Source organism: Janibacter terrae NBRC 107853 (assembly GCF_001591405.1).
GTDB lineage: Bacteria > Actinomycetota > Actinomycetes > Actinomycetales > Dermatophilaceae > Janibacter > Janibacter terrae.
Window position 1 is genome coordinate 524,664 of sequence record NZ_BCUV01000007.1, and the last position, 26,772, is coordinate 551,435.

At 68.3% G+C, this 26,772-nt stretch carries 26 protein-coding genes and 1 pseudogene; 14 read left to right on the top strand and 13 right to left on the bottom strand.

The window, feature by feature from the left end; translation table 11 throughout:
* Window positions 1-78 precede the first annotated feature (78 nt).
* Window positions 79-879 (bottom strand): phosphonate ABC transporter ATP-binding protein, encoded by an 801-nt coding sequence (phnC, locus tag JT1_RS12125; protein ID WP_019481142.1) that lies wholly within the window; start codon window positions 877-879, stop codon window positions 79-81.
* Between the two features lie 172 nt (window positions 880-1,051).
* Here phnC and JT1_RS12130 point away from each other — a divergent pair, with 172 nt between their 5' ends.
* The 9 genes and pseudogenes from JT1_RS12130 to JT1_RS12165 all read left to right on the top strand — a co-directional run bounded on the left by JT1_RS12130 (window position 1,052) and on the right by JT1_RS12165 (window position 9,473).
* Window positions 1,052-2,290, top strand: a complete 1,239-nt coding sequence (locus JT1_RS12130; RefSeq protein ID WP_019481141.1) for an alpha-D-ribose 1-methylphosphonate 5-triphosphate diphosphatase — start codon at window positions 1,052-1,054, stop codon at window positions 2,288-2,290.
* Window positions 2,291-2,321: 31 nt separating this feature from the next.
* Window positions 2,322-2,474, top strand: coding sequence for a hypothetical protein (locus JT1_RS18435; protein WP_019158463.1), 153 nt, complete (start codon window positions 2,322-2,324; stop codon window positions 2,472-2,474).
* A 455-nt stretch (window positions 2,475-2,929) separates the two neighbouring features.
* Window positions 2,930-4,146 (top strand): IS3 family transposase gene (locus JT1_RS12140; RefSeq protein WP_169701937.1). Its coding sequence is split into 2 segments (ribosomal slippage): window positions 2,930-3,214 and window positions 3,217-4,146, totalling 1,215 coding nucleotides; the frame shifts between segments, so codons are not numbered across the junction.
* A 427-nt stretch (window positions 4,147-4,573) separates the two neighbouring features.
* A pseudogene (locus JT1_RS17945) lies at window positions 4,574-5,872 on the top strand (ISL3 family transposase); the annotation flags it as partial.
* Complete coding sequence (locus tag JT1_RS12145) at window positions 5,766-6,425, top strand: SGNH/GDSL hydrolase family protein (RefSeq protein ID WP_082807644.1); 660 nt, start codon at window positions 5,766-5,768, stop codon at window positions 6,423-6,425. The pseudogene JT1_RS17945 and the gene JT1_RS12145, both read left to right, overlap by 107 nt.
* 72 nt (window positions 6,426-6,497) lie before the next feature.
* A complete protein-coding gene (locus JT1_RS12150) occupies window positions 6,498-6,899 on the top strand; it encodes a TOBE domain-containing protein (protein WP_068326772.1) in 402 nt (133 codons plus the stop codon).
* Window positions 6,896-7,654 (top strand): molybdate ABC transporter substrate-binding protein, encoded by a 759-nt coding sequence (modA, locus tag JT1_RS12155; RefSeq protein WP_068326774.1) that lies wholly within the window; start codon window positions 6,896-6,898, stop codon window positions 7,652-7,654. Before JT1_RS12150 ends, modA begins: the two co-directional genes overlap by 4 nt.
* Window positions 7,651-8,427 carry an ABC transporter permease gene (locus tag JT1_RS12160; protein ID WP_068326777.1) on the top strand — a complete coding sequence of 259 codons (777 nt, stop codon included), beginning with the start codon at window positions 7,651-7,653 and terminating at the stop codon, window positions 8,425-8,427. Before modA ends, JT1_RS12160 begins: the two co-directional genes overlap by 4 nt.
* Window positions 8,424-9,473: a sulfate/molybdate ABC transporter ATP-binding protein gene (locus tag JT1_RS12165; protein ID WP_068326780.1), complete on the top strand. Its 1,050-nt coding sequence runs from the start codon at window positions 8,424-8,426 to the stop codon at window positions 9,471-9,473. Before JT1_RS12160 ends, JT1_RS12165 begins: the two co-directional genes overlap by 4 nt.
* Here the strand turns inward: JT1_RS12165 and JT1_RS12170 are convergent.
* Complete coding sequence (locus JT1_RS12170) at window positions 9,466-10,608, bottom strand: LCP family protein (protein WP_068326782.1); 1,143 nt, start codon at window positions 10,606-10,608, stop codon at window positions 9,466-9,468. The two genes, JT1_RS12165 and JT1_RS12170, sit on opposite strands and share 8 nt — an antisense overlap.
* Before the next feature lie 34 nt (window positions 10,609-10,642).
* On the opposite strand from JT1_RS12170, the gene JT1_RS12175 reads away from it, so the two are divergent.
* Window positions 10,643-11,803, top strand: coding sequence for an acyl-CoA dehydrogenase family protein (locus tag JT1_RS12175; RefSeq protein WP_068329156.1), 1,161 nt, complete (start codon window positions 10,643-10,645; stop codon window positions 11,801-11,803).
* Window positions 11,804-11,809: 6 nt separating this feature from the next.
* On the opposite strand, the gene JT1_RS12180 is transcribed toward JT1_RS12175, so the two are convergent.
* The gene (locus JT1_RS12180; RefSeq protein WP_068326785.1) at window positions 11,810-13,159 is read right to left on the bottom strand and encodes an MFS transporter; all 1,350 of its coding nucleotides are present in this window, start codon (window positions 13,157-13,159) and stop codon (window positions 11,810-11,812) included.
* Window positions 13,160-13,265: 106 nt separating this feature from the next.
* On the opposite strand from JT1_RS12180, the gene JT1_RS12185 reads away from it, so the two are divergent.
* Genes JT1_RS12185 through JT1_RS12195 form a run of 3 tightly spaced genes read left to right on the top strand, consistent with a single transcriptional unit; the run spans window position 13,266 to window position 14,983 of the window.
* Window positions 13,266-14,192, top strand: a complete 927-nt coding sequence (locus tag JT1_RS12185) for a hypothetical protein (RefSeq protein ID WP_068326788.1) — start codon at window positions 13,266-13,268, stop codon at window positions 14,190-14,192.
* Window positions 14,189-14,566, top strand: coding sequence for a GntR family transcriptional regulator (locus tag JT1_RS12190; RefSeq protein ID WP_068326791.1), 378 nt, complete (start codon window positions 14,189-14,191; stop codon window positions 14,564-14,566). Before JT1_RS12185 ends, JT1_RS12190 begins: the two co-directional genes overlap by 4 nt.
* 39 nt (window positions 14,567-14,605) lie before the next feature.
* Window positions 14,606-14,983 (top strand): GntR family transcriptional regulator, encoded by a 378-nt coding sequence (locus tag JT1_RS12195; RefSeq protein WP_068326794.1) that lies wholly within the window; start codon window positions 14,606-14,608, stop codon window positions 14,981-14,983.
* A gap of 10 nt (window positions 14,984-14,993) precedes the next feature.
* Here the strand turns inward: JT1_RS12195 and JT1_RS12200 are convergent, their stop codons facing one another.
* Genes JT1_RS12200 through JT1_RS12210 form a run of 3 tightly spaced genes read right to left on the bottom strand, consistent with a single transcriptional unit; the run spans window position 14,994 to window position 17,463 of the window.
* Window positions 14,994-15,662 carry a class III extradiol ring-cleavage dioxygenase family protein gene (locus JT1_RS12200; RefSeq protein ID WP_068326797.1) on the bottom strand — a complete coding sequence of 223 codons (669 nt, stop codon included), beginning with the start codon at window positions 15,660-15,662 and terminating at the stop codon, window positions 14,994-14,996.
* On the bottom strand, window positions 15,659-16,519 hold the full coding sequence (gene folP / locus JT1_RS12205; protein WP_068326801.1) for a dihydropteroate synthase: 861 nt from the start codon (window positions 16,517-16,519) through the stop codon (window positions 15,659-15,661). Before folP ends, JT1_RS12200 begins: the two co-directional genes overlap by 4 nt.
* The gene (locus JT1_RS12210) at window positions 16,516-17,463 is read right to left on the bottom strand and encodes a glucosyl-3-phosphoglycerate synthase (RefSeq protein ID WP_068329159.1); all 948 of its coding nucleotides are present in this window, start codon (window positions 17,461-17,463) and stop codon (window positions 16,516-16,518) included. The genes folP and JT1_RS12210 overlap by 4 nt, the downstream gene beginning before the upstream one ends.
* Window positions 17,464-17,495: 32 nt before the next feature.
* Here JT1_RS12210 and JT1_RS12215 point away from each other — a divergent pair, with 32 nt between their 5' ends.
* Entirely contained in the window at window positions 17,496-17,906 is a 411-nt protein-coding gene (locus JT1_RS12215; RefSeq protein WP_169701982.1) for a transglycosylase SLT domain-containing protein, read from the top strand.
* Window positions 17,907-18,019: 113 nt separating this feature from the next.
* Here the strand turns inward: JT1_RS12215 and JT1_RS18440 are convergent, their stop codons facing one another.
* The 7 genes from JT1_RS18440 to JT1_RS12240 all read right to left on the bottom strand — a co-directional run bounded on the left by JT1_RS18440 (window position 18,020) and on the right by JT1_RS12240 (window position 26,679).
* Window positions 18,020-18,184, bottom strand: a complete 165-nt coding sequence (locus JT1_RS18440; protein WP_169701983.1) for a hypothetical protein — start codon at window positions 18,182-18,184, stop codon at window positions 18,020-18,022.
* 111 nt (window positions 18,185-18,295) lie between these two features.
* A complete protein-coding gene (locus JT1_RS17950; RefSeq protein ID WP_169701984.1) occupies window positions 18,296-20,704 on the bottom strand; it encodes a S8 family peptidase in 2,409 nt (802 codons plus the stop codon).
* A gap of 149 nt (window positions 20,705-20,853) precedes the next feature.
* Complete coding sequence (locus JT1_RS12230; RefSeq protein ID WP_068326812.1) at window positions 20,854-21,849, bottom strand: AAA family ATPase; 996 nt, start codon at window positions 21,847-21,849, stop codon at window positions 20,854-20,856.
* A gap of 1,209 nt (window positions 21,850-23,058) precedes the next feature.
* Window positions 23,059-24,051, bottom strand: coding sequence for a hypothetical protein (locus JT1_RS12235; protein WP_169701985.1), 993 nt, complete (start codon window positions 24,049-24,051; stop codon window positions 23,059-23,061).
* Window positions 24,052-24,150: 99 nt separating this feature from the next.
* On the bottom strand, window positions 24,151-25,353 hold the full coding sequence (locus tag JT1_RS18445) for a hypothetical protein (protein WP_169701986.1): 1,203 nt from the start codon (window positions 25,351-25,353) through the stop codon (window positions 24,151-24,153).
* Entirely contained in the window at window positions 25,346-25,894 is a 549-nt protein-coding gene (locus tag JT1_RS17955; RefSeq protein ID WP_082807646.1) for a GNAT family N-acetyltransferase, read from the bottom strand. The genes JT1_RS18445 and JT1_RS17955 overlap by 8 nt, the downstream gene beginning before the upstream one ends.
* Window positions 25,891-26,679 (bottom strand): GntR family transcriptional regulator, encoded by a 789-nt coding sequence (locus tag JT1_RS12240; protein ID WP_068326818.1) that lies wholly within the window; start codon window positions 26,677-26,679, stop codon window positions 25,891-25,893. Before JT1_RS12240 ends, JT1_RS17955 begins: the two co-directional genes overlap by 4 nt.
* Window positions 26,680-26,772 lie beyond the last annotated feature (93 nt).

Consider the following 26,772-nt stretch of genomic DNA (forward strand, 5'->3'; position numbering starts at 1 on the left):
ATTCACTCCTGTTTCAGCAGTTCGGAAGGTGGTCGATCTCGGGGGTGGCGGTCGAGGTTATTGAGTCCTGAGCGTTTGCTAGTCAGCAGAAGTCGGCAGCGAAACGGTCTGTGCCGACAGTGGAAGGGCATCGGCCTGCTCGTCGGCGGGCACGCCGCCGTAAATCACCAGCAAATCCTCATCGGTGACCCCGGCTGCAGGGCCGTCGTAGACGATTTCCCCGTGTGCCAGGCCGACGATGCGGTCGGCGTGCTCGAGCGCGAGGTCGACCTGGTGGAGGCTGGCAACCAGGGTGATGCCGCTCTCCTGACAGACTCGGCGCAGCAGCTCCATCACGCGACGCGCAGAGTTGGGATCGAGGCTGGCGACCGGCTCATCGGCAAGGATCAGGTCCGGTTGCTGCGCGAGCGCTCGAGCGATGCCTACTCGCTGCTGCATGCCACCGCTCAGGTTGTCTACCCGGGTCAGGGCCTTGTCCAGCAGTCCGACGCGTTCGAGCGCTTCGAGCGCGATGCGCTGGTCGCCGCGACTGGAGGGCAGGATGCTCTGCCAGAAGCTGTGATAACCGACCCGGCCGAGGAGCACGTTGCGCAAGGCCGAGAAGCGTGGGATCAGCTGGTGGTGTTGGAATACCATCCCCGTGCGGCGGCGGTGTCGACGCAATTCGCGGCGGGAGTCGAGTGACGCCGTCCCGTCAACCCGCACGGAGCCGGTGGTGGGTTTGACGAGCAGGTTCATGCATCGCAGCAAGGTCGACTTGCCGGCACCCGACGGGCCGAGCAGCACGGTGACTTTTCCGCGCTCGATCGACAGATCGGTTCGGGCCAATGCTTGAACGCCGCCTTCGTAAGTCTTGCTGACATCGACGAGCTCTATCATGAAAGTCCTCTATACGAGTGCGCTGTACGAGTGAAAACGTATAGAGGACTTGTGAAGTCCGGGCGCTGTGGGAGACAACGGTTTGTGAACCCCGATGAAACAGCCCGTTCACCCACAGCAGTTAAGGCGGCGTACACATCCAGGCAAGAAGCAAATGTCAGGCTGATCAGCCATGACACCCTTTACCCCGGACGGCGCAGTGAGCGATCTGGTGATCGGCCATGCCTCCGCCGTGCTGCCGGACGTGGTCATCGAGGACGCCAGGCTAGTCGTGCGTGGTGGCCGGATTGCGCACGTCGGGCCGCATCCTCCCGGGGCCTCCTGTGACCTCGATGTTCGCGGGGCATACCTGCTGCCGGGCCTCATCGACGTCCACAGCGACATGTTGTCGCGCGAGATGAGGCCCCGGCCGGGAGTCGTCCTCGATCCGAGTCTTGCCATTGCATCGGCTGGTGCGCGCCTTCGAGCTGCGGGGACCACCACGGTCCTCCACGGGCTGGCGTTCCAGGAGCGATCGATTGTAGGGACCGCCATTGACTCTCCTGCCGCGTCCGAGCTTTCGGAAGCCCTCGCTTGCACGGACGACAGGCAAGTCGACCACCAGGTCCTGCATCGGCTCGACGTACGCTGCGAATACGGCCGCGAACTGCTCGAGAAGGAACTTGAGCCGCGAGCCGAGCTCTTATCCCGTCCTGCTGACCGCTCCGGAAGCCCGGCGCCTGAGGGCCGGGGCGCAGGTGTGCCGGTCGTGTCATATGAAGACCACACGCCCGGACAGGGGCAATTCGCAGATCCGATGACGATGCAGCGCTGGCTCGTGCTGAACGAGGGAATGTCGCAGGATGACGCCGCCGACCACGTCGAATGGTGGCGCAGCAGCCGCGAGAAACGACAGGGCGTGCGGGATCGCGTGCTTGCATGGCTGGAAAGCCTTGCCCGGAAGGGCCTGATCCGGCTCTTCGGTCATGACTTGGCGACGCGGGACGACGTCGAAGCGGCGGCCGCGCTCGGATGTTCGGTGGCAGAGTTCCCGACGACGTTAGAAGCGGCGCGCGCCGCCCGAGACCAGGGAATGCTCGTCATCGCTGGAGCGCCGAACGTCGTTCGGGGTAGGTCCCACACGGGAAATGTTTCTGCGGCTGAGCTTGTATCTGCTGGCCTGGTGGATGGGCTCGCGAGCGACTACATTCCAACGTCGCTGCTGCCGAGTGTGGTGCGGCTGGTGAGCCAGAGAATCGCGACACTCCCAGAAGCCGTGCGTCTCGTCACCTCGGGACCGGCCGCGTGCGTCGGTCTCGACGACCGCGGCACCCTCACAGAGGGAACGGTCGCCGACCTGGTACTCGTCGATTTCAGCAAGACGTGGCCCTCGGCGATCACGATGAGAGCCGCCACTGCTGCTGAAGTGTGAACACGTCCGACGTGTGGCTTAGCTCGAGACCGTGTTGACCGAGATCGGTTTGGTGGAGATCCAGGCGTCGCGGAACCGTGACGGGCCGCTCACACCGGTGATCGTGCCCGAGCGCAAACACCACTTGGAGGGGATCGACCAGATCGTGAGCCGAGCGCCCCAGGCCTGGAGAATCAAAGAATGACTTGGATCCTCTCCGGGCCCTCGCCGAACCCCCGCTCGATGGTCGATTACAGTTCGTAACGCTCTAAGTCGATCTTGCAACTTTGATAGCTTCGGCGGATGAATCCTGTTCGTTCGACGATCTGCACCTGCATTCTCGACCTCACCAGTGCGCGGGTCGGCCCGACCGTCGTCGACCCCGGCTGCCTGTGGCACGGGGTGGAAATCGGGGACCACGTACCGACGTGGCTGTGGCCGACTGAAGAGTCGCATTAGTCGGGCGTTTGCAAGCAACAGGAGCTCCGGCATCAGCTTTTCCCGACCTATTGACCGGTTGCATTCGTTGCGAGCCGGGCGCCAGGACCAGGAGTTCGGGGTCGGCGCGGACAGGGCACGCTCACCGCTGGCGGGACTGCTGCACGATCAGGTGACATCTGATCTGTGGTGCCCAAGGGTGCTGCTGGAAGGATGTGCACTGTGCCGAAGCCATACCCCAAGGAGTTCCGCGACGATGTGGTTCGTGTCGCGAGGAACCGTGAGCCGGGCGTTCATCTGAAGCAGATCGCTGCCGACTTCGGCATCAGCGAGTCGTGCCTGACGAACTGGATGAAGACCGCCGATGTCGAGGACGGTGTGAAGCCGGGAACGACAGCGAGTGAGAACGCCGAGCTGCGTGAGGCGAAGAAGCGGATCCGCCTCTTGGAGCAGGAGAACGAGGTCCTACGCCGCGCGGCCGCATACCTGTCGCAGGCGAACCTGCCGGGAAAATGATGTACCCGCTCGTCCGCGAGCTGGCCGCCAAGGACGCGCCCATCAGGGTGCCCGTGACGGTGACGTGCCGGGTGCTCAAGATCGCGCGCCAGCCCTATTACCGCTGGCTCGCCAACCCGGTCACCGACGCCGAGCTCGAGCAGGCCTACCGCGCCAACGCCCTGTTCGACGCCCACCGCGACGATCCCGAGTTCGGTTACCGGTTCCTGGTCGACGAGGCGCGCGAAGCCGGTGAGCCGATGGCCGAGCGGACCGCATGGCGGATCTGCTCGCAGCTGGGCTGGTGGTCAGCGTTCGGCAAGCCCAAGCGAGGCAAGGCCAAGAAGCCCGGCCCGCCGGTCCACGACGACCTGTGCGCCGTGGTCGACGACAAGGGTCGGGTTCGGCACGAGTTCAACGCCGATGCCCCGAACAGGCTCTGGCTCACTGACATCACCGAGCACCGCACAGCAGAGGGCAAGCTCTACCTCTGCGCGATCAAGGACGTCCACTCCAACCGGATCGTCGGCTACTCCGTCAGCGACCGGATGAAGTCCCGCCTCGCAGTGACAGCGCTCAACAACGCTGTCGCCAGGCGGCAACTGGAAGGGGGCGATGTCGCCGGCTGCGCGATCCACAGCGACCGCGGCAGCCAGTTCCGTAGCCGGAAGTACGTCCACGCGCTCAACCGTCACGGCATGGTCGGATCGATGGGCCGAGTCGGCGCGGCCGGCGACAACGCAGCCATGGAGAGCTTCTTCAGCCTGCTCCAGAAGAACGTCCTCAACCGGCAGCACTGGACCACCCGCGAGGAGCTGCGGATCGCCATCGTCACCTGGATCGAGCGGACCTATCACCGTCGTCGTCGACAGACCACTCTCGGGCGGTTGACCCCCATCGAGTTCGAGACCATCATGACCGCGCCAGCCACTCAGGCTGCGTGACCCAACCTGTCACCTGATCGTGCAGCAGTCCCGGCCGTGCCCCAACACCTACACGCCCCGAACGGCGCGAGTGGCAGGCCATGACGGCGTCTGCTGCCATCGGTGCGCCAGGAACCAGCGGGATGCCCCCGTCCTTCAGGGTGGCCCATGGGGACGGCACACTGATCAAGGGGCTCGACTGAGAACGTCCTAAAAGCTCCTTCCCTTCTGTTCGCTTAGCGGCTGCTTCGCTAGAACCACCCCTGGGGGGCGGGGGTGGCCTCCCACTGCGCTGGGACTGCTGAGTATGACAACCTCATTTGGGGCTCTTCGCAGTTGAGGGTGTAGCGAGGTAGTCGGCTCGGCCGGCGCGCCGTTGAGAGGAAAGACGTCGAGGTCTCCTCGAAGATGGAAGTTCCTACACAAACCATCCGAGAAAGACCTCGACATGCACCACGGTACCTTCGATCCAGTCGATCTTGCTGCTTTCACGAACCTTCACGAACTCGGCCTGCACGCGACCGGTCAGCGCATCACTGCCTCGCGGGCGTTCCTCGAGTGCAGGCTCACCACCCCTGATCCGTGGTGCACCTTGTGCGGGTGTGAAGGAATCCCGCGCGGGACTCGCACCCGCAGGCTCGCCCACGCTCCGTTCGGACACCGACCCACCACGGTCATCCTGCGGATCCGCCGGTACACCTGCTCCGGATGCGGACGATTCTTCACCGAGGACACCACCTGCGTCGCCGACAAGCGGGCGAAGCTCACCCGGGTCGGGATGCGGTGGGCACTTCAAGCCCTCGTGGTCGATCACCTCACGATCAGTCGTGTCGCTGCCGGACTCGGAGTGTCCTGGCATACCGCGAACACCGCTGTGCTGGCCGAAGGCAAGCGGGTTCTCATCGACGATCCCGCCCGGTTCGACGGTGTTCAGATCCTCGGGGTGGATGAACACGTGTGGCGACATACCCGGCATGGGTGCAAGTACGTGACCGTGATCATCGACCTGACCCCGGTACGGGAGAAATCAGGGCCCGCACGCTTGTTGGACATGGTGCCGGGCCGGTCGAAGGACGTGTTCAAGACATGGTTGGCAGACCGGCCCACCTCGTGGCGAGACGGGCTCGAGGTGATCGCGATGGACGGGTTCACCGGGTTCAAGACCGCCGCGGCCGAAGAAGTCCCGACAGCGCAGGCGGTGATGGACCCGTTTCACGTCGTCAGGCTCGCTGGGGACGCGGTGGACCAGTGCCGACGCCGGGTACAGAACCTGTTGCACGGGCGCAGGGGGAGGAAGGACGATCCGTTGTACAAGCGGCGTCGGACATTCCTGACCGGGTGGTCATTGCTCACCGACAGGCAGAAGGACCGGTTGAGAACGACGTTCGATGCTGCCGCCGAACACGTGCTCGTGGAGGCGACCTGGGGTGTGTACCAGCGGATCGTGGACGCATACCGGGATACGGATCCGAAGGCGGGGAAGGTGAAGATGAGCGCGGTGATCACGGACGTGGCGTCCGGGGTTCCGAGCGACCTGCGTGAGGTGATCACCTTGGGGCGGACGTTGAAACGTCGGCGTGAGGACGTCGTCGCGTTCTTCGATCATCCCGGCAGTAGTAACGGTCCGACCGAGGCGATCAATGGGCGGTTGGAGCACTTACGTGGGTCCGCGTTGGGGTTCCGGAATCTTACGAATTACATCGCACGGTCGCTGCTGGAGGCCGGTGGCTTCCGCCCCGTCCTACACAGGCGGGGGCAACGACATCCTGAGGCCCCGGGTCGACCTGGACGAGGTGGCCGACCGGCTCGAGCGGGCCGTCGCGAGGATCAGGGCCACCGGCGCGGACGTCCTCATGGCCACCCCGGCGGACCCCAAGGACGCCGGGTTGCTGTCCCACCTACGCGCCCGCCACGGCGAGCACTCGGCCAATGTCTTCACGATCGCCCAGCGTCACGGCGCGCACGTGCTCAACCTCTGGGGGCTCAAGGCGCTCAGGGACTGGCGGCTCTGGGCCACCGACCGGATCCACCTGAGCACCGAGGGGCACCGGAGGGTGGCCCATGCCGCCCTCGTCGCGCTCGACCAGCCGGTCGCCGACCCGGCCTGGCACACGACGCCGCTCGAGACCCTGCCACCGGTGCCGCGCCGCCAGCAGGTCGCCGAGACCGCCACCTGGGCCCGCGCGTACGCGGCACCGTGGGTGCACCGCCGCCTCACCGGCCGCTCCTCCGGCGACACGGTGACGCCGAAGATCGGCGAGCCGACCCCCTTCGGCCCCGCGGACCTGCCCGAGGACTGACGACCCGCGGACCTGCATTGCCCTAGGGCAATGCAGGGTCGGTGGCGCAGGTGCGGTGATAGCGTCGCGATCATGGCGCAGATGCGGGTCTCGGAGGCGGCCGAGCTGCTCGCGGTCTCACCCGACACCGTGCGGCGGTGGATCGACGGCGGGCGCCTGTCCGCGACGAAGGGGGAGGGCCCCACCCTCGTCGACGGCGCCGACCTGGCCCGCGTGGCCCAGGAGATCTCGCACCCCGCCCCCGTCGGCCCGGTGCGTGACGAGTCGGCCCGCAACCGCATGCGCGGCATCGTCACCGAGGTGCAGCGCGACGGGGTGATGGCCCAGGTCAGCCTGCAGGCCGGCCCCTTCCGCATCGTCTCGTTGATGTCCCGCGAGGCCGCCGACGAGCTCGGCCTGGAGCCCGGCGTGGTCGCGGTCGCCTCCATCAAGTCGACCAATGTCGTCATCGGCACCCCGGGAGCCCCCTCGTGACGCGCCTGCTCGCCGCAACCTCCGTCGCCGCCCTCGCCCTGGCGCTCCCCGCCTGCGGCACCTCCGCCGAGGGCGCCGGCTCCTCCGGCACCACCCTGCGCGTGGCCGCGGCCGCCTCGCTCACCGCACCCTTCGAGGAGATCGCGGACGCCTACGAGGCCGAGCACGAGGACGTGAGCGTCGAGTACCAGTTCGCCGGCTCCTCCGACCTGGCCTCGCAGATCGACAACGGCGCCCGGCTCGACGTCTTCGCCTCGGCCGACGAGGCCACCATGGACCAGGTCGCTGACGCGGTCACGGGCGACCCGACGATCTTCGCGACGAACGTCCTGACGATCATCACCGAGCCCGGCAACCCGAAGGAGATCACCGGCCTGACCGACCTGCCGAGGCCCGACCTCGACGTCGTCGTCTGCGCCGAGCCGGTCCCCTGCGGCGCCGCGACCAAGGAGCTCACCGAGCAGCAGGGCCTCACCCTCGACCCCGCCAGCGAGGAGTCCAAGGTGACCGACGTGCTCACCAAGGTGAGGACCGGCGAGGCCGACGCCGGGGTCGTCTACGTCACGGACGCGGCCGGCGCCGGCGACGAGGTCGGGACCGTCGAGACGAAGGGGGCGGACGAGGTCGTGAGCCGCTACCCGATCGCGGCGCTGGCCGACGCCTCCTCACCCGCGGAGGCCCAGGAGTTCATCGACTTCGTCACCGGGCCGGAGGGCCAGCAGGTCCTGGTGGACAAGGGGTTCGGCGCGCCGTGACGCTGCCTCGGTGGTTGTGGCTGCCGGCGGCGGGCGCGGTCCTCGTCGTCGTCGTCCCGCTGCTCGGGCTCATCACCTCGGTCGACCTCGGCTCGCTCCTGCCGCTCCTCACCTCCGACGCGTCGGTCACCGCGCTCCTGCTCTCGCTGCGCACCGCCGCCGTCGCGACCGGGCTCTGCGTCCTCCTCGGCGCGCCGCTCGCCCTGCTCCTCGCCCGCGGCCGGTGGCCCGGCCAGTCGGTGCTGCGCGCGCTCGTCCTCGTGCCGCTCGTCCTGCCGCCCGTCGTCGGGGGTCTCGCGCTGCTCACGACCTTCGGCCGCCGCGGGCTGCTCGGTGAGCACCTCGTCGCCGCGGGCATCTCGATCTCCTACTCGACCACCGCGGTCGTGCTCGCGCAGACCTTCGTCGCGCTCCCCTTCCTCGTCCTCTCGCTCGAGGGGGCCGTCCGCGGGCTCGACGTCCACCACGAGCAGGCGGCCGCGACCCTCGGCGCCGGGCCGTGGCGGCGCCTGAGCCGCGTCACGCTCCCCCTCGTCGCGCCGGGACTCGTCTCGGGCTGCGTCCTCGCCTTCGCGCGGGCGCTCGGCGAGTTCGGCGCGACGCTGACCTTCGCCGGCTCCGCGCAGGGCCGCACCCGCACGCTGCCGCTGGAGATCTACCTCCAGCGCGAGAGCGACCAGGACGCGGCGATCGCGCTCTCGCTCGTGCTCGTCGTCCTCGCGACCGTCATCGTCGGCACCGTCTACGCACGCACGACCGGGCGCGCCCGGTGAGCCGGCTCCAGGTCGCCGCCCGGTGGGCCGAGCGCGGGCTCGACGTCGACCTCGACCTGCCCGCGGGCCGGCACGCCGTGGCCGGGCCCAACGGCTCGGGCAAGTCCTCGCTCCTGTCGGTCGTCGCCGGTCTGGGCCGGCCCGACACCTCCCGCGTCCTCCTCGACGGACGCCCCCTCGACGACCTGCCGCCGCACCGCCGCCGGGTCGTCCTCATGTCGCAGGCCACGCGGCTCTTCCCGCACCTCGGGGTGCGCGACAACGTCGCCTTCGGCCCACGCAGTCTCGGGCGAGGGCGAAGGGAGTCCCGCGCCACCGCGGACCACTGGCTGTCCGTCGTGGGCATGGCCGAGCTCGCCGACAAGCGGCCCGAGCAGCTCTCCGGCGGACAGGCGGCGCGGGTCGCGCTCGCCCGGGCGCTCGCCGCGGAGCCGGCCGCCCTCCTGCTCGACGAGCCGCTGGCCGCACTCGACGTCGAGGCGACGCCGGCGATGCGGGCCGTGCTCTCCGAGGTGACCCACGCCCGCGACGACCTCGTCGTCGTGCTCGTCACGCACGACGTCCTCGACGTGCTCACCGTCGCCGACGGCCCGCGGGACACCCTCACCGTGCTCGGCGAGCGGGTCGAGCACGGGCCGGTCCGCGAGGTCCTCGACCGACCGCACAGCGCCTTCACCGCGGGCCTGGCGGGCGTCAACCTCCTTCGGGCGCAAGCGGTCCCGGGCGGGGGCGCGCAGACAGACGCCCTGCTCATCGCCACCGGGCCGCACGAGGTGAGCGGCCCGTGCTGGGTGACCTTCACCCCGGACGCGCTCTCGCTGCACCGCGAGCGGCCCGAGGGGTCGCCGCGCAACATCTGGCCGGCCCGGGTCGCGCGGGTCGAGGCCCACGCCGGGCGGGTGCGGGTGCATCTGGACGAGCCGGCGCAGATGAGCGCCGAGATCACCCCTGCGGCACTGGCGGCGCTCCCCCTTCGTCCCGGTGCGAGGGTGTGGGTCTCGCTCAAGGCGACCCAGGTGCGGGTGCACCCGGCGCGCGTCAGCTGAGCCGACCGTCCCGGAAGTCGCGGAAGGCGGCCTGGGACGCGCCGTCGAGCCGGACGATCGACTGGCCCGACTGCATGGCGGTGGGCCCCTTGGCGACGGCCCCGCCGACCCGGGTGGGGTCGACCCGGTAGAACGAGGCCGTGAAGACGAGCATCTCCTGCGCCGACAGGTCGCTGCTCGCATGCTCGTCGATGACGGTGAGCGCCCGCGGCAGGGCGCCGGGCCCGCGCAGCCGCGCCTGGATCGCGGCCGAGGCCAGGAGCAGCCCCTGGTTGCGCGAGCGGTCGAAGTCACCGCCGGGCAGGCTCTTGCGCTCGCGCGACCAGGCGAGCGCCTCCTTGCCACTCAGGTGGTTGTAGCCCTTGTCGATCCGGCCGCCGGTGAGGTGGGAGTCCAGGCCGCGCGGCGCGACGAAGTTGAGCCCACCGAGGTCGTCGACGATCCGCTCGAAGCCGTCGAACCCGGTCACGACGTAGCCGTCGACGTCGATGCCGCTGATGCTCGCGACGGACTCGGTCTGCCCGCCCGGGCCGGCGAAGACCATCGAGGAGTTGAGCTTGCCCTGACCGTGCCCAGGGATCGGCACCCACAGGTCGCGCGCGAAGCCCATGAGGCCCGCGCCACCCTTGCCGTCGACGCCGAGGAGCTGGATCGCATCGGCCCGGGAGCGCTCCACGTCCTGACCCGGGCGCGCGTCGGAGCCGATGACGAGGACGTGGCGTGAGCCCCCGAGGTCGGCCCTGCCTGCGCTGCCGAGGCTCGGCCACCAGCCGCCGACGACCTTCCACCCCGTGCGGCCCCGCGGCTGCACCGCGAGCGTCACGTCGTCGTCGGCCGTGACGACCGCGACCCGCTCGCCGCGCCAGCGCCCGAGGGAGGCCTTGCCGTCGAGCGGGCGGCTGCCGTACTTCTTCGCGACCGCCTGCCTCAGTGCTGCGGGTGCACCCTCGACGGCGGCCTTCGGCGCCGGCTTCGTCGTGCTCGTCGACGTGCTCGCCGTGGACGGCGACCCCGCCGAGGAGGAGGGCGAGGTCGTCGTGGCGCCCGGGTCGCTCCCTTCGTCGGCGGAGCAGGCGGCGAGCGCGAGCGCCAGGGCTGCGGTGGTCGCGGCGGTACGGGCGAAAGGTGGTCTCACCCCTCCACCGTAGGCGCCTCCTAGAGTGGGCCGCATGACGGCGACGAGGCTCATGCCCACGGAGATCGGCGACGACCTCATCGAGCTCACCCGGGCGATCTGTGACAAGACCCTGCGGCCGCAGGTCGACGAGGTCGAGGCGCGCGCGGCCACGGAGGAGGTCTTCCCGCGGGAGGTCTTCCGCACCCTCGGGCAGGCGGGGCTGCTCTCCCTGCCCTACCCCGAGGAGCTCGGTGGCGGCGGGCAGCCCTATGAGGTCTACCTGCAGGTGGTCGAGGAGATCGCCACCGCCTGGGCCTCGGTCGCGGTCGGTGTCTCGGTGCACTCGCTGACGGCGTACGCGGTGCACACCTTCGGCACCCCCGAGCAGCAGCAGGCGCTGCTGCCGGACATGCTCTCGGGCGACCTGCTCGGCGCCTACGCCCTGTCCGAGCCACTCGCTGGCTCCGACATCGGCGCGATGACCACCCGCGCGACGCGCGACGGGGAGGACTGGCGCATCCGCGGTCGCAAGGCGTGGATCTCGCACGCGGGCCACGCCGACTACTACACGACCTTCGCCCGCACGAGCGACGACGGCGGCCGCGGTGTCAGCTGCTTCATCGTGCCGGCGGATGCCGAGGGCATCTCCTTCGGCGCGCCGGAGAAGAAGATGGGCCTGCACGGCGACACCGTGCGCGAGGTGATCTTCGAGGACGTGCCCGTCACCGGGGACCGGCAGATCGGCGAGCTGGGTCGCGGCGTGCCGATGGCCCTGGCGGGCCTCGACGCCGGCCGGCTCGGGATCGCCGCCGTCGCCACCGGCCTCGCGCAGTCGGCGCTGGACGTCGCGGCGAAGTACGCCTCCGAGCGCGAGCAGTTCGGCCGGACCATCGCGAGCAACCAGGGCCTGGCCTTCCTCCTCGCCGACATGGAGGCCGCCACGACGAGCGCCCGCGCGACGTACCTGCACGCGGCGCGGCTGCGCGACGCCGGCCGCGCCTTCGGCAAGGAGGCCGCGGTGGCCAAGCTCGTCGCGACCGACGCCGCCATGCAGGTGACGACCGACGCCATCCAGGTCCTCGGCGGCGCCGGCTTCACCCAGGACTTCCCGGTGGAGCGGTACTTCCGCGAGGCGAAGGTGACCCAGATCTTCGAGGGGACCAACCAGATCCAGCGGCTGGTCATCTCGCGCAACCTGCTCGCGGGGCTCTGACCCCCGTCAGTCGTCGTGGTCCCGGGAGATCCCCGGGAGCAGGGCGTCACCGCGCCGGAGTGCGTCCATCGCGCCGGGGACGTCCGCGACGCGGGCCAGGCTGCGCTGCCGGTAGCGCCAGATCATCCAGGCGCCGAAGGCCCACAGGAGGAACTGCACGCTCATCGCGATGCGGAAGTCGTCGAGCGTGTACGTCTCCGGGCCGCCGGGGGCGAGTCGATCGAGGACGAGGCCGATGAGCGCCATCGTCACGAGCGAGGCGATGAAGCCGCCCATGTTGACCACGCCCGATGCCCGGCCGAGGCGGTCGTTGCGGTGGAAGCTGCGGGCCAGGTCGAAGGCGATCATCGAGCCCGGGCCACCGACGGCCGTGACCGCGACGAGGACGACGAGCAGCCACAGCGGCGACCGGTCGGGCAGGGCGAGGACGATCGCCCACACGAGCGAGATCGCGGCGACGACCCCGAGCGCGACGACGGAGCGGTAGTACGGGTAGCGGCTCGTCCACCGCCCGATGGTCGGCCCCGCGAAGAGCGCGACGACGGTCATGAGGGTGAGCAGGGTCGAGGCCATCGTCGGGCTGAGCCCCTGCCCCGAGACGAGGAAGGGGTAGCCCCACAGCAGCGCGAAGACCGTCGGCGCGAACTGCGCGGTGAAGTGCACCGAGAGCCCGAGCCGCGTCCCCGGGTCGCGCCAGACCTCGGTGAGGCTGTGGCGAAGGGCGCGGATCTTGATCCGCTCGACCGCGCCCCGCTCGTACGGCGAGTCCTTGACGAAGGCGAAGACGCCGAGCAGCAGGACCACGCCGAGGGAGGCGGCGAGCGCATAGGTACGGGTCCAGCCGAGGCCGTGGAGCGCGGCGCTCAGCGGCACGGCCGCCGCGACCGCGCCCATCTGGCCGATCATGCCGGTGAGCTGGGTGATGACCGGCGCCTGCCGCACGAGGAACCACAGCGCGACGAGGCGCAGCACCGCGGTGAAGACCATGGCGTCGCCGGCCCCGACGAGCACGCGCGCCCCGAGCCCCATCGCGAAGCTGTCGGCGAAGGCGAACCACAGCTGCCCCGCGGTCATGCACACGAGCCCGGAGACGATCAGCGCGCGCGAGCCGAAGCGGTCGAGCATCACCCCGACGGGCACCTGCATGGCGGCGTAGACCGCGAGCTGCAGGACGGTGAAGGTCGCGAGCTGGCTGGCGTTGATGCCGAAGCGGTCGGCGGCGAGCAGGCCGGCGACCCCGAGCGAGGTCCGGTGGAAGACGGCGAGGACGTAGACGGCGAGGGCGGCGCCCCAGATGGCGTACGCGCGACGCCGGCCGATGTTGTGCAGCTGTCGGGTCCCGGTCACCGGGTACATGCTACGAAGGCGGGCGACGTCGCCCCCGATGTACCGGCTGCTTGACACAAGAGCGAAGGGGGTGCACCCTCGACTTGTCCCAGTCAACCGATACAAAGGTGTGGTCATGGCCGGCGCTCTCGTCCTCCCCTTCGCCCTCGTCCTCGGGCTGGTCGCAGCGGTCCTCGTCGCCGTCCTCGCGCGACGCCACGCCCTCGTGGTCGGCGTCGACGAGCACGTCCACCTCGTGGCCTACGCACGGCGCGCCCGTGCCTGGCGGCTGGCCGCGCTCGCCCTGGCCGTCGTGGCGTGCGTCGCCATCCCCATGCTGGGGCTGGGTGGGACCGACACGGCGCCGGCCGTCGTCCCGGCGGTCGCGGGGATCCTCGTCGTCGTGCTCATCGGGCTCGGGGAGGCGAGCTTCCGTCGGCCGATGACGGTCACCCGCAGCGCCGACCTGCGACCGCGGCGGCTCGGCGACCTCGTGCCGCGGGGTTGGCTGATCACCGCGAGCGGCGCACTGCTGGCCCTCACCGGCGCCCTCGTCGTCGGGACCCTCTACGGCAGCGCGGACGACCTCGGTCGCGCCGGGCGGGCGATCAGCGTCGTCTGCGACGGCGTGACGCACACCCGCACGCCCTGGCCCGGGAGCCACTACGCCCTGCCGATCGCCCTCGCGACGGCGGTGAGCGTCCTCGTGGCCGCGGCGACGTGCGTCGTCGTCGCGCGGCGCCCGAGCCCGGCCGCCGAGAGCGTCGGGCTCGATGCGGAGCTGCGCCGCTGGTCGATCGCCGGCGTGCTGCAGTCGCTGACGCTCGTCGCGTGCATGACCCTCACCCCCGTCCTGGTCCTCATGGCGATCGGCGCCCGCGCCTCGGACTGCGCCCCGGGCGGCTACGGCCTGCTCGCCGAGCTCAGCCTCGTCGGGGCCGCGGCGGCCACCGTGGTGGGTGTCGTCGCCTTCGCCGGGCTCTGCAGCGGGCCCGGGGTGCGCGTCGACGACGTCCCGCCGCCGCAGCGCGGTGAGCCCACGCCCGTCGGGGTGCCGCTGTGAGCGTCTCGGTGACGATCGACCTCGTCGACCCGACGCCGCCCTTCGAGCAGGTGCGCCGGCAGCTGACGACGCTCATCGAGACCGGTCAGCTGACGGGCGGTGATCGCCTGCCCTCCGTCCGGCAGCTCGCCGCCGACCTCGGGCTCGCCACCGGCACGGTCGCCCGCGCCTATAAGGAGCTCGAGGGCTCGGGTCTCGTCACGACGCGCCGCGGCGGTGGGACGCGGGTCGCGCCGCGGCCGGCGCCGACCTCGCGCGCGGCGCTGTCCCTGCTGGAGGACGCCGCCGAGTCCTACCTCGCCCGGGCCCGCGGCCTCGGGGCCACGCGGCAGCAGGCCGTGCAGGCGCTCGAGCGCGTCGGCCGCCGCCCGTGACCCACTGGTGATCCGCGCCCTGGCTGGGAGGATGGAACGGTGCGCGAGCTCCTCACGATCGACCCGGCGGCACGCGAGCCGCCCTTCGAGCAGGTGCGGCTGCAGCTGACCGCCCTCATCGAGTCCGGTCGGCTGCCCCCGGGCGAGCGCCTCCCCGCGGTCCGGCAGCTCGCGAGCGACCTCGGTCTCGCGACCGGCACGGTCGCCCGCGCCTACAAGGAGCTCGAGGCCACGGGGCTCGTGACGACCGCACGCGGGGCCGGCACGCGCGTCGCCGCGCGGCCCGAGGCTGCTGGCGCCGAGGGCCGGGCTCGGCTCGAGGCGGCGGCCGGGGCCTTCCTCGACCGGGCTGCCGCGCTCGGCGCGACGCCCGAGCAGGCCGCGCACGCGCTGGAGCGGGTCGCCCGACGGCGTTAGCGCCACCCGGCTAGGTCCAGCGGGCCAGCAGGTACTGCACACCGAAGGGCGCCTCGTCCGCGACGAGCTCGCCGCGCAGGCCGGGCGCGGCTGCGGCGAGGACCTGCAGGGCCGCGCGCCCGCGCATCCACAACCGGTCACAAGTCACGGGGTCGAGGGCAGCGAGCGCGGCCACGTCCGCGGACGCCAGCGCCTCGGCCAGCCCGGCGGCGAAGGGGGCGGCATCCGGCTGGAGGTGGCCCGGCGCCTTGTCGGTGAGGGTGGCGGGCCCGTCGGCGACGACCACGAGGACGGCGTCGGGTCCGGCAGCGAGATCGCCGCCGACGGCGGCGCAGTCCTCGGCAGAGGCATCAGCGGCAACGGACAGCAGGAGCAGCTCGCCCCCTCCAGAGGGGGCGAGGGCCCGACCGATCTCGAGGTCCGTCGGCAGCGCCTCCTCGGGCACCCGACCGGTCGTGAACCGCGCTGCACCGGAGGGCGCGTCGACGGGCCAGGCGCGGGTGGTCCGCCCCGCGCCGATGACGACGAGACGGTCGGCCCCCTTCGCGCGCACGGTCTCGGCGACGAGGGCTGCCGCACGGGCACGTAGGCCCCCCAGGGGGTCGGCGCTCCCCCCGAGCCCGGGCAGCAGCGCCGGGGCGGCCGGCACGACGACGGCGACGACGACGGCGGCACTCATGCCAACCCCCGCATCGTCCGGGCAGGCGGTCGCTCTCCGCGCAGCGTGGCAACCATGTCGAGCACCTGGCGGGTCTCCGCGACCTCGTGCACCCGGTAGATCCGCGCACCGAGCCACGCCGAGACGGCGGTCGTCGCGAGGGTGCCGACGAGGCGCTGGTCGACCGGGCGGTCGAGCGTCTCGCCGACGAAGTCCTTGTTGGACAACGAGACGAGCACCGGCCAGCCGGTGTCGACCATCTCGTCGAGCCGGCGGGTCACCTCGAGGGTGTGGTGGGTGTTCTTGCCGAAGTCGTGCGCCGGGTCGATGACGATCGACTCGGCCGCGACGCCCGCGGCGCGGGCGCGCTCGGCGTACCCGAGCACCGCGTCGAGCACGTCCTCGACCACGTCCCGCTCGAAGCCGGTGCGGAAGGGGCGCGTCCGCGGCTCGGCCCCGCCGGTGTGCGTGCAGATGATGCCGACGTCGTGGCGCGCGGCGACGTCGACGAGCGCCGGGTCGGCCCCGCCCCACGCGTCGTTGAGGACATCCGCACCTGCGGCACAGACGGACTCGCCCACCTCCGCGCGCCAGGTGTCCACCGAGATCACGAGCTGCGGATGGGCCGCACGGACCCGCGCGACGAAGCCGGACACGCGGTCGATCTCCTCGGCGACGTCGACGTCGCCACCGGGTGCGGCCTTGACGCCGCCGATGTCGACGATCTCGGCGCCCTGCTCGACGACGAGGTCGACGCGCGCCATCGCCGTGTCCTCGGCGAAGGTCGCGCCCTTGTCGTAGAAGGAGTCGGGCGTGCGGTTGACGATCGCCATGACGAGCATCGCGTCGTCGGCGAAGGTGTGTCGGCCGAGCCTCATCGGGTCCCTCCCGGGTAGCCCGGCTGGTCGATCGCGGGCGGGCGCTGGGCGAGCGGGACGGGGCGGGTGCGCCATCCCCCTTCGCGCGTGTACTGCTCGAGCTCGTCCGCCGCGACGGTCACCGGGACCGGCTCGCCGTCGTACCGGGCGTGGACGACGGCGAGCAGCTCCGCGGCCATGACGGCGAGGTCGTGGTCGCGCTGGTGACGGTGGGCGCGGGCGCCGAGGTCGACCTGGGCGATGCCGTCGAGGCCGTGCCCGCGAAGGGCGTCGAGCAGCGAGGCGATCTCGACCCCGTAGCCCGTGGGCACCGTGAGCGTCTCCATGAAGGAGCGCCGCGCGGCCCACTCCCCCGCGAGCGGCTGGACGACGCCGGCGAGCTCGGGCCACCACAGGTCGAGCACGGGGCGCGCGACGAGCTCGGTGACGCGGCCGCCCTCGGTGCTGGGCGCGCTGCCCGGGACATCCATGACCCGGTCGTACCAGCCCTTGACGAGCACGGTCCCGGGGTCGGCGGTCAGGGCGCCGACGAGCCCGGTGACGAAGTGCGGCCCCCACTCCGTGAGGTCGGCGTCGACGAAGACGAGCAGCTCGCCGGTGGTGACGAAGAGCGACTTCCACAACGCCTCGCCCTTGCCGGGGTGGGTGCCGAGGTGCGGCGCGATGTCCGCGGAGCGGTGGACGGTCGCGCCGGCATCGGCGGCGATCGCCGCGGTCGCGTCGGTGGAGTCGGAGTCGATGACGACGAGCTCGCCGACGAGCGGCACGCGCTCGACGAGCTCGCGGCGCAGGCCGGCGACGACCTCGCCGACGGTGGCGGCCTCGTTGCGTGCGGGGATGACGACGCTGACGCGCTCGGTGAGCCGGGTGGCGAGGTCGCCCGCGTCGAAGTCCTCGTGGACGTGGCCGTGCGCCGAGAGCCACTCACGGGTCGACAGGCGCATGGCGCTCATCGTATGCAGGCATCATGGGTCCCGTGCGACGACTCCTGGGGATCCTGCTGCTGCCACTGCTGCTCGTCGGCTGCTCGGAGCCCGGCTCGGCCCTCTCCCGCGCGGAGAGCACGGGGATCCTCAACGTCGGCGTCGTCGACAACCCGCCCACGGCCGTCCCGGACGAGGGGGGCGACGTCAGCGGTCCCGCCGCTGCGCTCGTCACCGACTACGCGGACTCGATCGGCGCCCACCCCAGCTGGCAGGTCGGCGAGCTCGACGCCCTCTCCGCCGCGGTCGAACGCGGTGAGGTGGACGTGATCATCGGTGCCGAGGGACCGACGAAGGGGGTCACCCCCACCTCGTCGTCGGGAGAGTCCGGCGTGGTGCTGGTGGGCGAGCAGGAGACGCCGCTCAAGGACTCGATCAACACGTGGTTGGCCGAGCGGGGCTGACCGTCAGGTACGCGCCGCCTGAGACACGCTGCGGCGAGATCTGCAGCAGGATCGCGGCATCGCGCACCGTCAACCCTTCCCCTAGGACATCACCGACTGCGCGGGCGAGCTGCTCAGTGGCCGACGCTCGCGCAAGCTTCCGCCCCATGGCGCAGCCGGATGGCTTCATCGATGTCGCCTTGGATCTCGGGGCGAGGGGCAGCGCTGAGGCTCGCCTCGACCTCGTCCGCATCGACTCCGGTCATCGTCGCCACCGCGTCGGCCACGACGCCGGCCACCTGGTCGAGACGCTTGGCCCGTGGAAGGACACCCGGAACGTGGGGCGCCTGAACCAGCGCGCCGACTGGCGCCGAAGGGGCCTCACGCCAGTACGGAAGTACTCACAGGGTTCATCGCAAGGGCGTGGCCTGCGCGGGTACTTGAACCGCGGCGAGAACTTGCTGACTGACTTGGGAATAGACGTCGATATTGAGCTCGGGGGCTACCCACAAGGAGACGGTTGCCGCGAACGAAACAGGGCTCCCGTCCAACCCGCCAGCCTGCTCCTCGCACTTCACTGTTAGGGCCATCGAGTCTCCGTACCCAGCGCTACTGGCTCGCTCCGTCTCGTACACCTGCTGCTCTACCGTCCCCCGGCCCGCAAGCGCATAGCTCACGTCCCGAGTATTTAGGTTCGCCGAGGCGACAAGGCCGACTGGCTTGGCAAACTGCAGTTTCGCGCAGCGGTACTGACGATGCTTCCAGTTGACTGGCGACATCCAAGCGACCGTCGCTGCCACCCTCTTGGTTCCACTGACTTGCAGGCCGTCTGGAAGCGGCACCTCGAGCGTGACTTGTTCCTGCCCGCCAATCTCGCCGACGAAGATGAGCGCAATTTCGTTGGGGGCGCACCCTGTGACCAAATCAAGAGCCCGAGTGCCGTAACCCAAAAGGCGGTCCACGGGAAGCGATCCTGAATCCAGCCCCTCCGGCCAGCGAGCTTCGTGGACCAATAGTGCCTTGAGGGCACACGCAGCCTGGGCCCGGGTAAGGCCTCCACCATCACTCGCAACATCCCGAAGGACCTCAGCGAACTCGGCGGCCCGCCGTGAGACCAAGGCAGCAGCTGCGCTAGTTCCTGTAACAAAGGAGGTCCCCGAGCTGGGGGCAGCAGCGCTCCATGAGGCAGCCTTGATTCCGGGTCCGCGCGTCACCGGCGCCGGCTGCAGAACCACCGGCTGGCCGCCCAACGACGGATCTTGGAACAACTGCCTGCCTCCCGGGGCAGCGAGCTCGGGTTTCACCGACCTCTTGAATCCACGGCCGACGGCAGTCACCGGGCTGATGGACGGCTCCCCATCGCTGGGATCGAAGCGGTTGCCAAGGTAGAAGTCCGTCGTGGCGTCCTCATGCATCGCCCCCACGGTTAGAGCGTTGAGCGCCTCGGCAGGGCTAAGGAGCCGTCGGTTCATTGCGTCGACAGCCATCGCATCGGCGATGACCGCTATACGGTCCCCGCTCGCAGTTTCCTTCAACTTTGATCCGGTGATTCCCGGAACTGGCAAGGTGGGGTGGTTTCCTGCCGAAACCACGATCAGCACGCCGTACTCCGCAGCCAACCAATCGATCGTTCGCGCCCAAGCAGATGGGATGGTGTCGAAGGGCATTGCAGGGTCGCCCAGCGAGATATTGATGACTTGCACACTGGGAGCGGCGCCAGACGACCCATCAACTCCGAAGATGTCAACAAATGAACGACGTATTAGGTCGGGAATCAATGCACCCTCGAGAGCCTCGCCACCGGAGTGAACATCAGGGCGCAGGACGGGTCGAACCACCACAGGGCTCTGAAGGGGGGTAGACGTTGCGCTCAGATCACCCCAGATCAGGATTGACGTCATGGCGGTGCCATGCACCCGGCGATCGGCCGTATATGCCGGGTCGCCCTGAAGGTCGTCCGGGTCATGAAGGATGATCCGGTCGCGCAGGAGGTGATGGTTGGCGATTGGGACCCCATCGAGGATTGCAAGCACAGGTTCGGCAGTGGGCAGCTCCAAATCTGCCTGAACCAACTCCTCCTGCTCACCTGGGGACGCAGGTGCAGATGCTTGGGGAACCGCACGCAGGTACATGACATCTGCGGATCGGACAATCGCGATGTCCTCATAATCCCCTGCTGCAAGCCGCCGCAGCGTACTCACGGGGATTGCCGCGCCAACAGCGTGATACCCGACCTCTTTTATAGTGGCGGTGCCTTGAACGGCGCCACCCTCCTCCCTGACTAACGTCGAAACACGATCCTCAACGGCGCTTCGAGTGGCGGCGCTCGAGCGAAACCACAATTCGATCTCTACCGCAATCGTTTGACCGTCAAGTAGGCCGTCCAAACGCTCGGCCACCCCAGCCATTCGGAGTCGGTCTTGGGGGCCCCAAGGTCGCACGTCGTGCAGGTGGGAAAATAGCTGTCTGAACGGGCCAAAACCCCACGCAACTGACCCCTGATCGACCCAAGCGTTCCAAAGAGAGACCAGATCTTTAGCTTGCGCTTGTGTCGCGCACAACGCGTGGAGGCAACTGGGAACGGGGGCGTCACTCCCCGTGAGTTCACCGCGCTTGTTGACGCGGGGAAAATTCTCGTCGGGCTCCGTCTCCTCCTCAGCCTCCATAAGGATTTCAATGCCAGCCCTCTCGGCAGCCTTGGTGAGGTCCACGCGTGAGTCGATCGTCTCGAAGACGACTACCAGTTCGGGATCGGTTTCGGGCAGGGAGTGCGTGGCGACGACACGGGCGCTCGAGAAGGCTTTCTCCAGAGCTCGCACTTTAGATCCCAAGCGGGTGGCTTGATCGCGCCGGTCCGGCAAGCCTACCTTCGGTGTGCCACCACCCGTCCTAGCTATCGCAGTGCGCGGCCCGGGCCTTGACAGAAGAATTGGGCGCGCCTCAGTAGTTTCCCCTGCGTTGCTGCTCATCATCGCCCCTGTGTGAGTTCAGTGGAACTCGCCCGTTGTTTCCATTGTGCAAGCCGGCTGCGGGCGATCTGTGACAAGGGGATGTCCCCGCCGGCAAGAACTGCTCGGCGCTCGATGTCCCACGCGAGCTCTTCCAGTTCGGCGAGACTGGCGCCCCCCATAGCCTCCGCGATCGTGCGGGGCGCCAGCCCGAGGCCTCGCTTGCTGCGTTCAGTATGCATTTCAAGCCATCGGATCATCGACGCGCGCGACGCCGCGGGAAGAGCGAGACGGAGCTGCATCCGACGCCATACAGCCTTGTCAAGCAATTCTTTATGATTGGTCGCGGCGATGACTAGCACGTGAGGCGGAAGTTGATCAATTTGGAGCAGAAGGGAACTCACAACACGCTTAATCTCGCCTGTTTCGTGGGTGTCGCCGCGCTCCTTGGCCACGGTGTCGAACTCGTCGAAAAAAAGGACGCACTGCTGCGACCTCGCATGATCGAAGAGGCGGTCGAGTCGGCTTGCGGTCTCACCAAGGAAACTGCCTATGAGTCCCTCGTACCGAACGGACAGCAGGGGGACCATCAGCGTGCTCGCGATCGCCTCGGCAAGCGACGTCTTTCCCGAGCCCGGAGGGCCCGTGAGGAGCACACGGTGGCGCGGCTCGAGCCCATAAGACCTCAAGAGGTCGCGACGAAAGTGCTCCTCGACTAATTCGTTTACTGCCGTGCGCACTACATCTGGAAGGACAAGTTCGTTCAGTTTCCTGTCAGGCTCTGTCGCGAGAAGGAGGCTGTCGCTGCCAGTTCCCCCTTCAACGGGTTGGCGGGGTGCGAGATTTCCATTCGGAGAAGTAAAGGACTTGAGGGCTTGCTCGAGGTCGCGCGCCAGCATGTAGTGCTTCTTGCTGCGCTCCTCAGCGATGAGTGCCTCAACGGATCGCGAGAACGCTCGCCGATCTTGCCCGCCTCCGGAGCGGACCAAGGCCAGAAGTAGATCAGCGCGTGCCATGCGGACAGTCTGGCTTACGCGGTCACGGTCGAGGCGCGGCGGGGGGCCGACTGTCCGTGCACCTGCGCGGTGGAACCCGCGACGGCGACCTTGCCCTGCTCTAGGATCCGTGACCTGGACCATCAGGAAGGTGCCGGCGCGGAACTGCCGCTCGACCAAGGTGACGTACGCACCGGACGTCCAAACTCCACCTCAGCGGGTCCGCGTCCGGCGGCAACGACACGCTCTACGCACTTGATCTCCTACACGCCGCTCGCAGTCCGATACGCCGGGCGGCGCGGAGCCAGTGTCCCTAGTCAGATCATCAACGTGGGTTCGGACGGGCCGGTCGTCGGCGCGGTCGATGGTGGCCGGCGCCAGAGCCGCACTGCGTGTTTCCCTGTCTCAGGGCTTCGACGCTGGCGCCCGCACCTCGACCAGCGCGAGAGCGGCAGCGGCCGAGGAGCTCTCGAGACTTGGTCGCTGGCGCTCTTCCTCCCGCCCACGCGAGCGTGGGACCCAGACAAGCGTCGAGCTGGCGAAGGGACTCGAACCCTCAACCACCTGTTTCCCTGCGGGCCTCCTCGGCTGGATACTGCTGGGACTCGGATTCCCTGTGTTTCCAACGGTTTTCGCGTGCATGCGAGGCGGCGTATCGGCCTGGATCCGACGATCTGGGGACGAAAGTGGAGGCTTAAGTGGAGGGCTGGCCAGATCTAGCCGCCGACCCTGTAGCGGAGCAGAGGAGCCTGCCGGAGTGGCCGGGTCAAGGGTGGACGGAGTCCATCACGAAGTGACGCGGAGCGCCCTTGATGCGGTCCGGAGGTGGGCGGAGAGTGAAGCGGAGGGTCGGAGGCGTGAGGGTGACGTGATCGCTCTCGGTGCCACGTAGCTGCAACAGGGAAGGGAGCGGCGCTCGGGATCAAGTCCTGGGCGCCGCTTCTTTGTGCCGTGCGGGCTCGGCCCGCCGCCGCGCCCGGAACGGCCGCAGGCCGCACGCCCGGCACGGCGGCGGGCCGAAGGCCCGCCGGCTCGCGCCGGAGGCGCGCTTGAGTCAGTAGAGAAACTCCTCACGGGCAATGCCGGCAGGCAGCACGATGTTTGACCTATGCCAACAGGAGCGGGCGCGTGAGGCAGCCATCCACCCAGGAGGGCCCGCTCGCGGGTGAGCCAGAGGCGGCAAGCAAGAACCGCGGGAAGCGCTGCTCGACTCGCCACGGCCGCTGGACGCTAACCGACTTCTAGTTCGAGGAGGGTCCAATCTTTGATGAAAAACTTCGAACCTTCTGGGGTGTCAGTGAATTCAAATCCCAGTGTGACAAGCCACATCGAGAACAGATCCGCCAAATCGGACGTGAGATGTACGAGATCCTTACGTGGGATCCGTTCATCAGCGCCGGGAACATTCGCAAGCAGAAGGGTGAACTCGGGCCAGTGGGGTTCAATCATGGCTACCCATAGTTCGTGCTCCGTAACGCTCGTGGGAAGCCCAAGTCCGGCAACGCGATGCTCTGCCGCGACGTATCCGAGAAGCTTCCAGACGGTGTGGGTCTCTTGGAGAACATCACCCGACAGCTTTCCAACGTCCATATGGGACTGGTACTCCACGGTGGCGATACGCTGGAGATCGCTGAGCCAAGTCTTCGCTGACGAGATCAGATCGTCGGCGGTCCACCCCGACGGGACCTCTCTACTGGCGACGAGCTCCGCACGGTACTCCTCGATCACTTGGTCAGCCGCGACCAAGAGGTTACGTCTCGCCCAAGGCGATGACTCGAAGTCCTCGCTGGCTTCCCCGCGCTGAGCCATAACCACATGCTGGCCTTCGTGCACCACGGTGTGAAGCGCGCTCTCGGCAACGTCGCGAACATCCTCTGCGCTCTCGGGCAGAACGAACATCACGGCTTGCAGGAGCACGTCGATGCTCGAGTCTGGGAGGGAAATCGTCTTCCCACCCACCATCCCGGTGTTGCGCCGCGTGTTGAAGTTCTCGTGGTAGTTCGAACCGGGTTCGCCTCGATCTTGCACGGAGCGCACAAAATCCCCAGTGATGACAAGCCTGGTCTTCGTCGTGTCCACCCCACACGCGGCCAGCACAGCGGCACAGCCTCGAAGCAGAGGCGGAAACTCCCCGGCCTCAGGATCGGCGCCCAGCACGGAGGGGTCGACGTACTCAAAGACGAGCGAGACAACCGCTCCTGGCTTCTCCTTCTCATTGGTCATGAGCGGCAGGCTAGCGTGCATACCGACTGTCGCAGGTGCACCGAAGCGATCTTGGCGCAGTCGTCAGGTATGTTCCAACATAGATCAGTCAAAGCCTGCTCAGTCAGGAGAGCCAAGCAACCGCTGGAGATCAGAGAGTGCATCCTGGGCGCGTCGGTGCAGAACTGCCCCAACAGGAACTTTACGCTCGGCGCGACGCAAGTAGTTTATCGACTTCTTCTCTCCAACCACCAAGTCGCAATATGCAGCAGCATATGAAAGGTACATCCAGTCATTGAGGTCGTTCGCCTCCCACTTGTCGTCCGAGTTCATCAAGCGCATATGAAGAACTTCTCGGAGACGTCCGAGACCAGGTGCCGCGGATATGGCCGACTCCGCATCGTTTTTGAGCCATTCAAGAAAGGTCTCAGGGGTCATCCCCGACTCACTTGATGCTGCAGGCAAGTCGTTTCCAAGGTCAGAAATAAAACGAGTGCGCGTAAGGTCCCGTGCGTACGGCCTCGCGCGCGCGTTGCCTCTCATGTGATCGGCAAACGGCCTAAAGGACTTTGCCCATTCAGCGGCCTTTGCGATACCCGCAGCTTCGGCCGCCTCCTCCTCCATCAGGATCGCCACGAGAGTCGTCGCCCAGGTCAAGCGCTTTTCGAGCATTTGCAAGTCAATTGGCAGAGCAGTGGGCAGCTCTGCCCCTGGCATGTCCAAGACAGCCATCGGATCCAAGGTAATTGCGTCGCGTCGGGCAAGTGGTGCGCCACCGAAGAGCGACCTCACCTCGCCTCTACGGAGCTGAAGCACCGTCCTTAGCTGCCAACCCCGCGTGTATTTCAGCAAAGTCGTGGCGAGGTCCATTCGGCTACGGCCACCGCGTTTTGACGTTTCCACCAAGTGCGCAGCCGACAACGGCAGAATTACTTGCCCATCAGAGACAGCTCGATCCAATTCAACGAAGAACGACGACTTTTCCACGGGAATGGATCCTGGGTCATTGCACCACTTCGCGAAGTCAATCCAGTGGTTCTGGTCGAGATACACCGTCGTTGGCTGCCGGCTGGGACTCGCCCCGAGGCCCAATTCCATAGCGAACGTCTGTCCGCACGTAGAGACCTCCAATGTCCCGTCAGCCGGGATGAAGGTCGCCCTGGTCACCGCCCCCGACGATTTAGGCGTCTCGAATGGAACTAGAACAATTTCACCGTCTGGCATCATGAAGGTCGCCGTACCAGCCCGGTAATCGACAGCAAACATTTTCATGCCATAGGCGATCTCTTGGCGCGCTCCAGTGCGCGCGGGCCACTCAGTCACGCGAAGACCCTTGGCCTAAGTAGTTCACAGTACCCGCGGGCGCAACTAGCGCATATCCGTCCTCGCGACAGTTTTCGCCAAACTGATGGACGATCCTTCCGAGGCGTCTCCAGCCCCTGGCCTCGTATAGCTGGAGGGCACGACGGTCTTTGGTCAGCACGTCCAACACGAGCCCCAGTTGCATCTGGTGTGCATTGCTTTCAGCCGCCGCCATCAAAGCGTTGGCAATCCCCTTCCCTCTCGCGTTCGGAGAGACAAAGAGTCGCGCGAGGACGGCTACCCGATCAACTGGCCCACCCTCCGCCGCCAACAAGGCAGGCGCGCCATCCTCTAGGGCTGGCCGCAAAAGGGCCACGTGCCCGACTGGGCGATTTCGAAGGAGGGCGGTCCACTGGCCAAGTGCCTCCGGCAGCTCCACCCACGCCCGAGCATCATCAACACCCTCGACCGGGTAGCCATCACACGCATGGACCAGAACTAGGACGTCCGCCAGCACGTCGAGGTCAGTCGACATCGTCGGGCGGATCTCTACATCGCTCATTCATCCACCTTCATCGTGTAGTCGAGACCGGAGTAGTCGGCTCGCATGGTGAACTGCGTGACCTCGAAGGGTCGTCGGTCTTGGTCTAGCCCGGTGTGAAGGACGACGAGGACGGGAACACCCTCCGGGAGCCGTAGCCCGTTGGCCTCGTCCAGCGTCGGCATTCGCGCCATGACCTCCTCGCGGGTGTACGTGATCTCGTGCCCCAACTCGGCGAACCTTGCGTAGAGGTCGCCCTTTCCAAGGTTGTCGCCCTGAGCGAGCTCCGTGCCTTCGGCGATGGACCACGGGACGTAGGTGACACCGACCTGCATCGGCTCGTCGTCGGCGAAGTACCAGTTCTCTCGACGCACGACACTCGGCTCGCCGGCGCTGACGCCCAGACGCTCAGCCACTTCGGACGGCGGCACAACCCGTCCGATCTCCTTGAGGAAGGCGTTCGGGACTCGATCCTGTGCGGCCAACTCTGCGTGGAATGGCGAGAGGCCGGTCTCCTCGCGCAACTTCCTTGAGTACCGCCACTGGCCGAAGCGCATGAGACGTGGCTTGCTCCGCACGAAGACGCCCTTGCCGTGATGGGCCGTCACGAGACCGGCCTCTGCGAGTTGGCGGATTGCTTCGCGGGCTGTGTTGCGCGCAACACCGTGATCTGACGCGAGCACTCGCTCGGAGGGGAGTCGGTCTCCGGGCTGGAACTCGCCCGACTCGATGGCTGCGCGCAGTGCGGCTGCCACCTGCCGGCTCGCTGTGCCTGCCCCTTGGGGCGACACCTTCTTCTCGTCCATCGAACCAGTGTAGGGGTCTGGCTTAAGCCACCTGTTGACACTGGCTCAAGCCAGTTGTAGCGTCGCAGTACTGGCTTAAGCCAGTAGTACTCA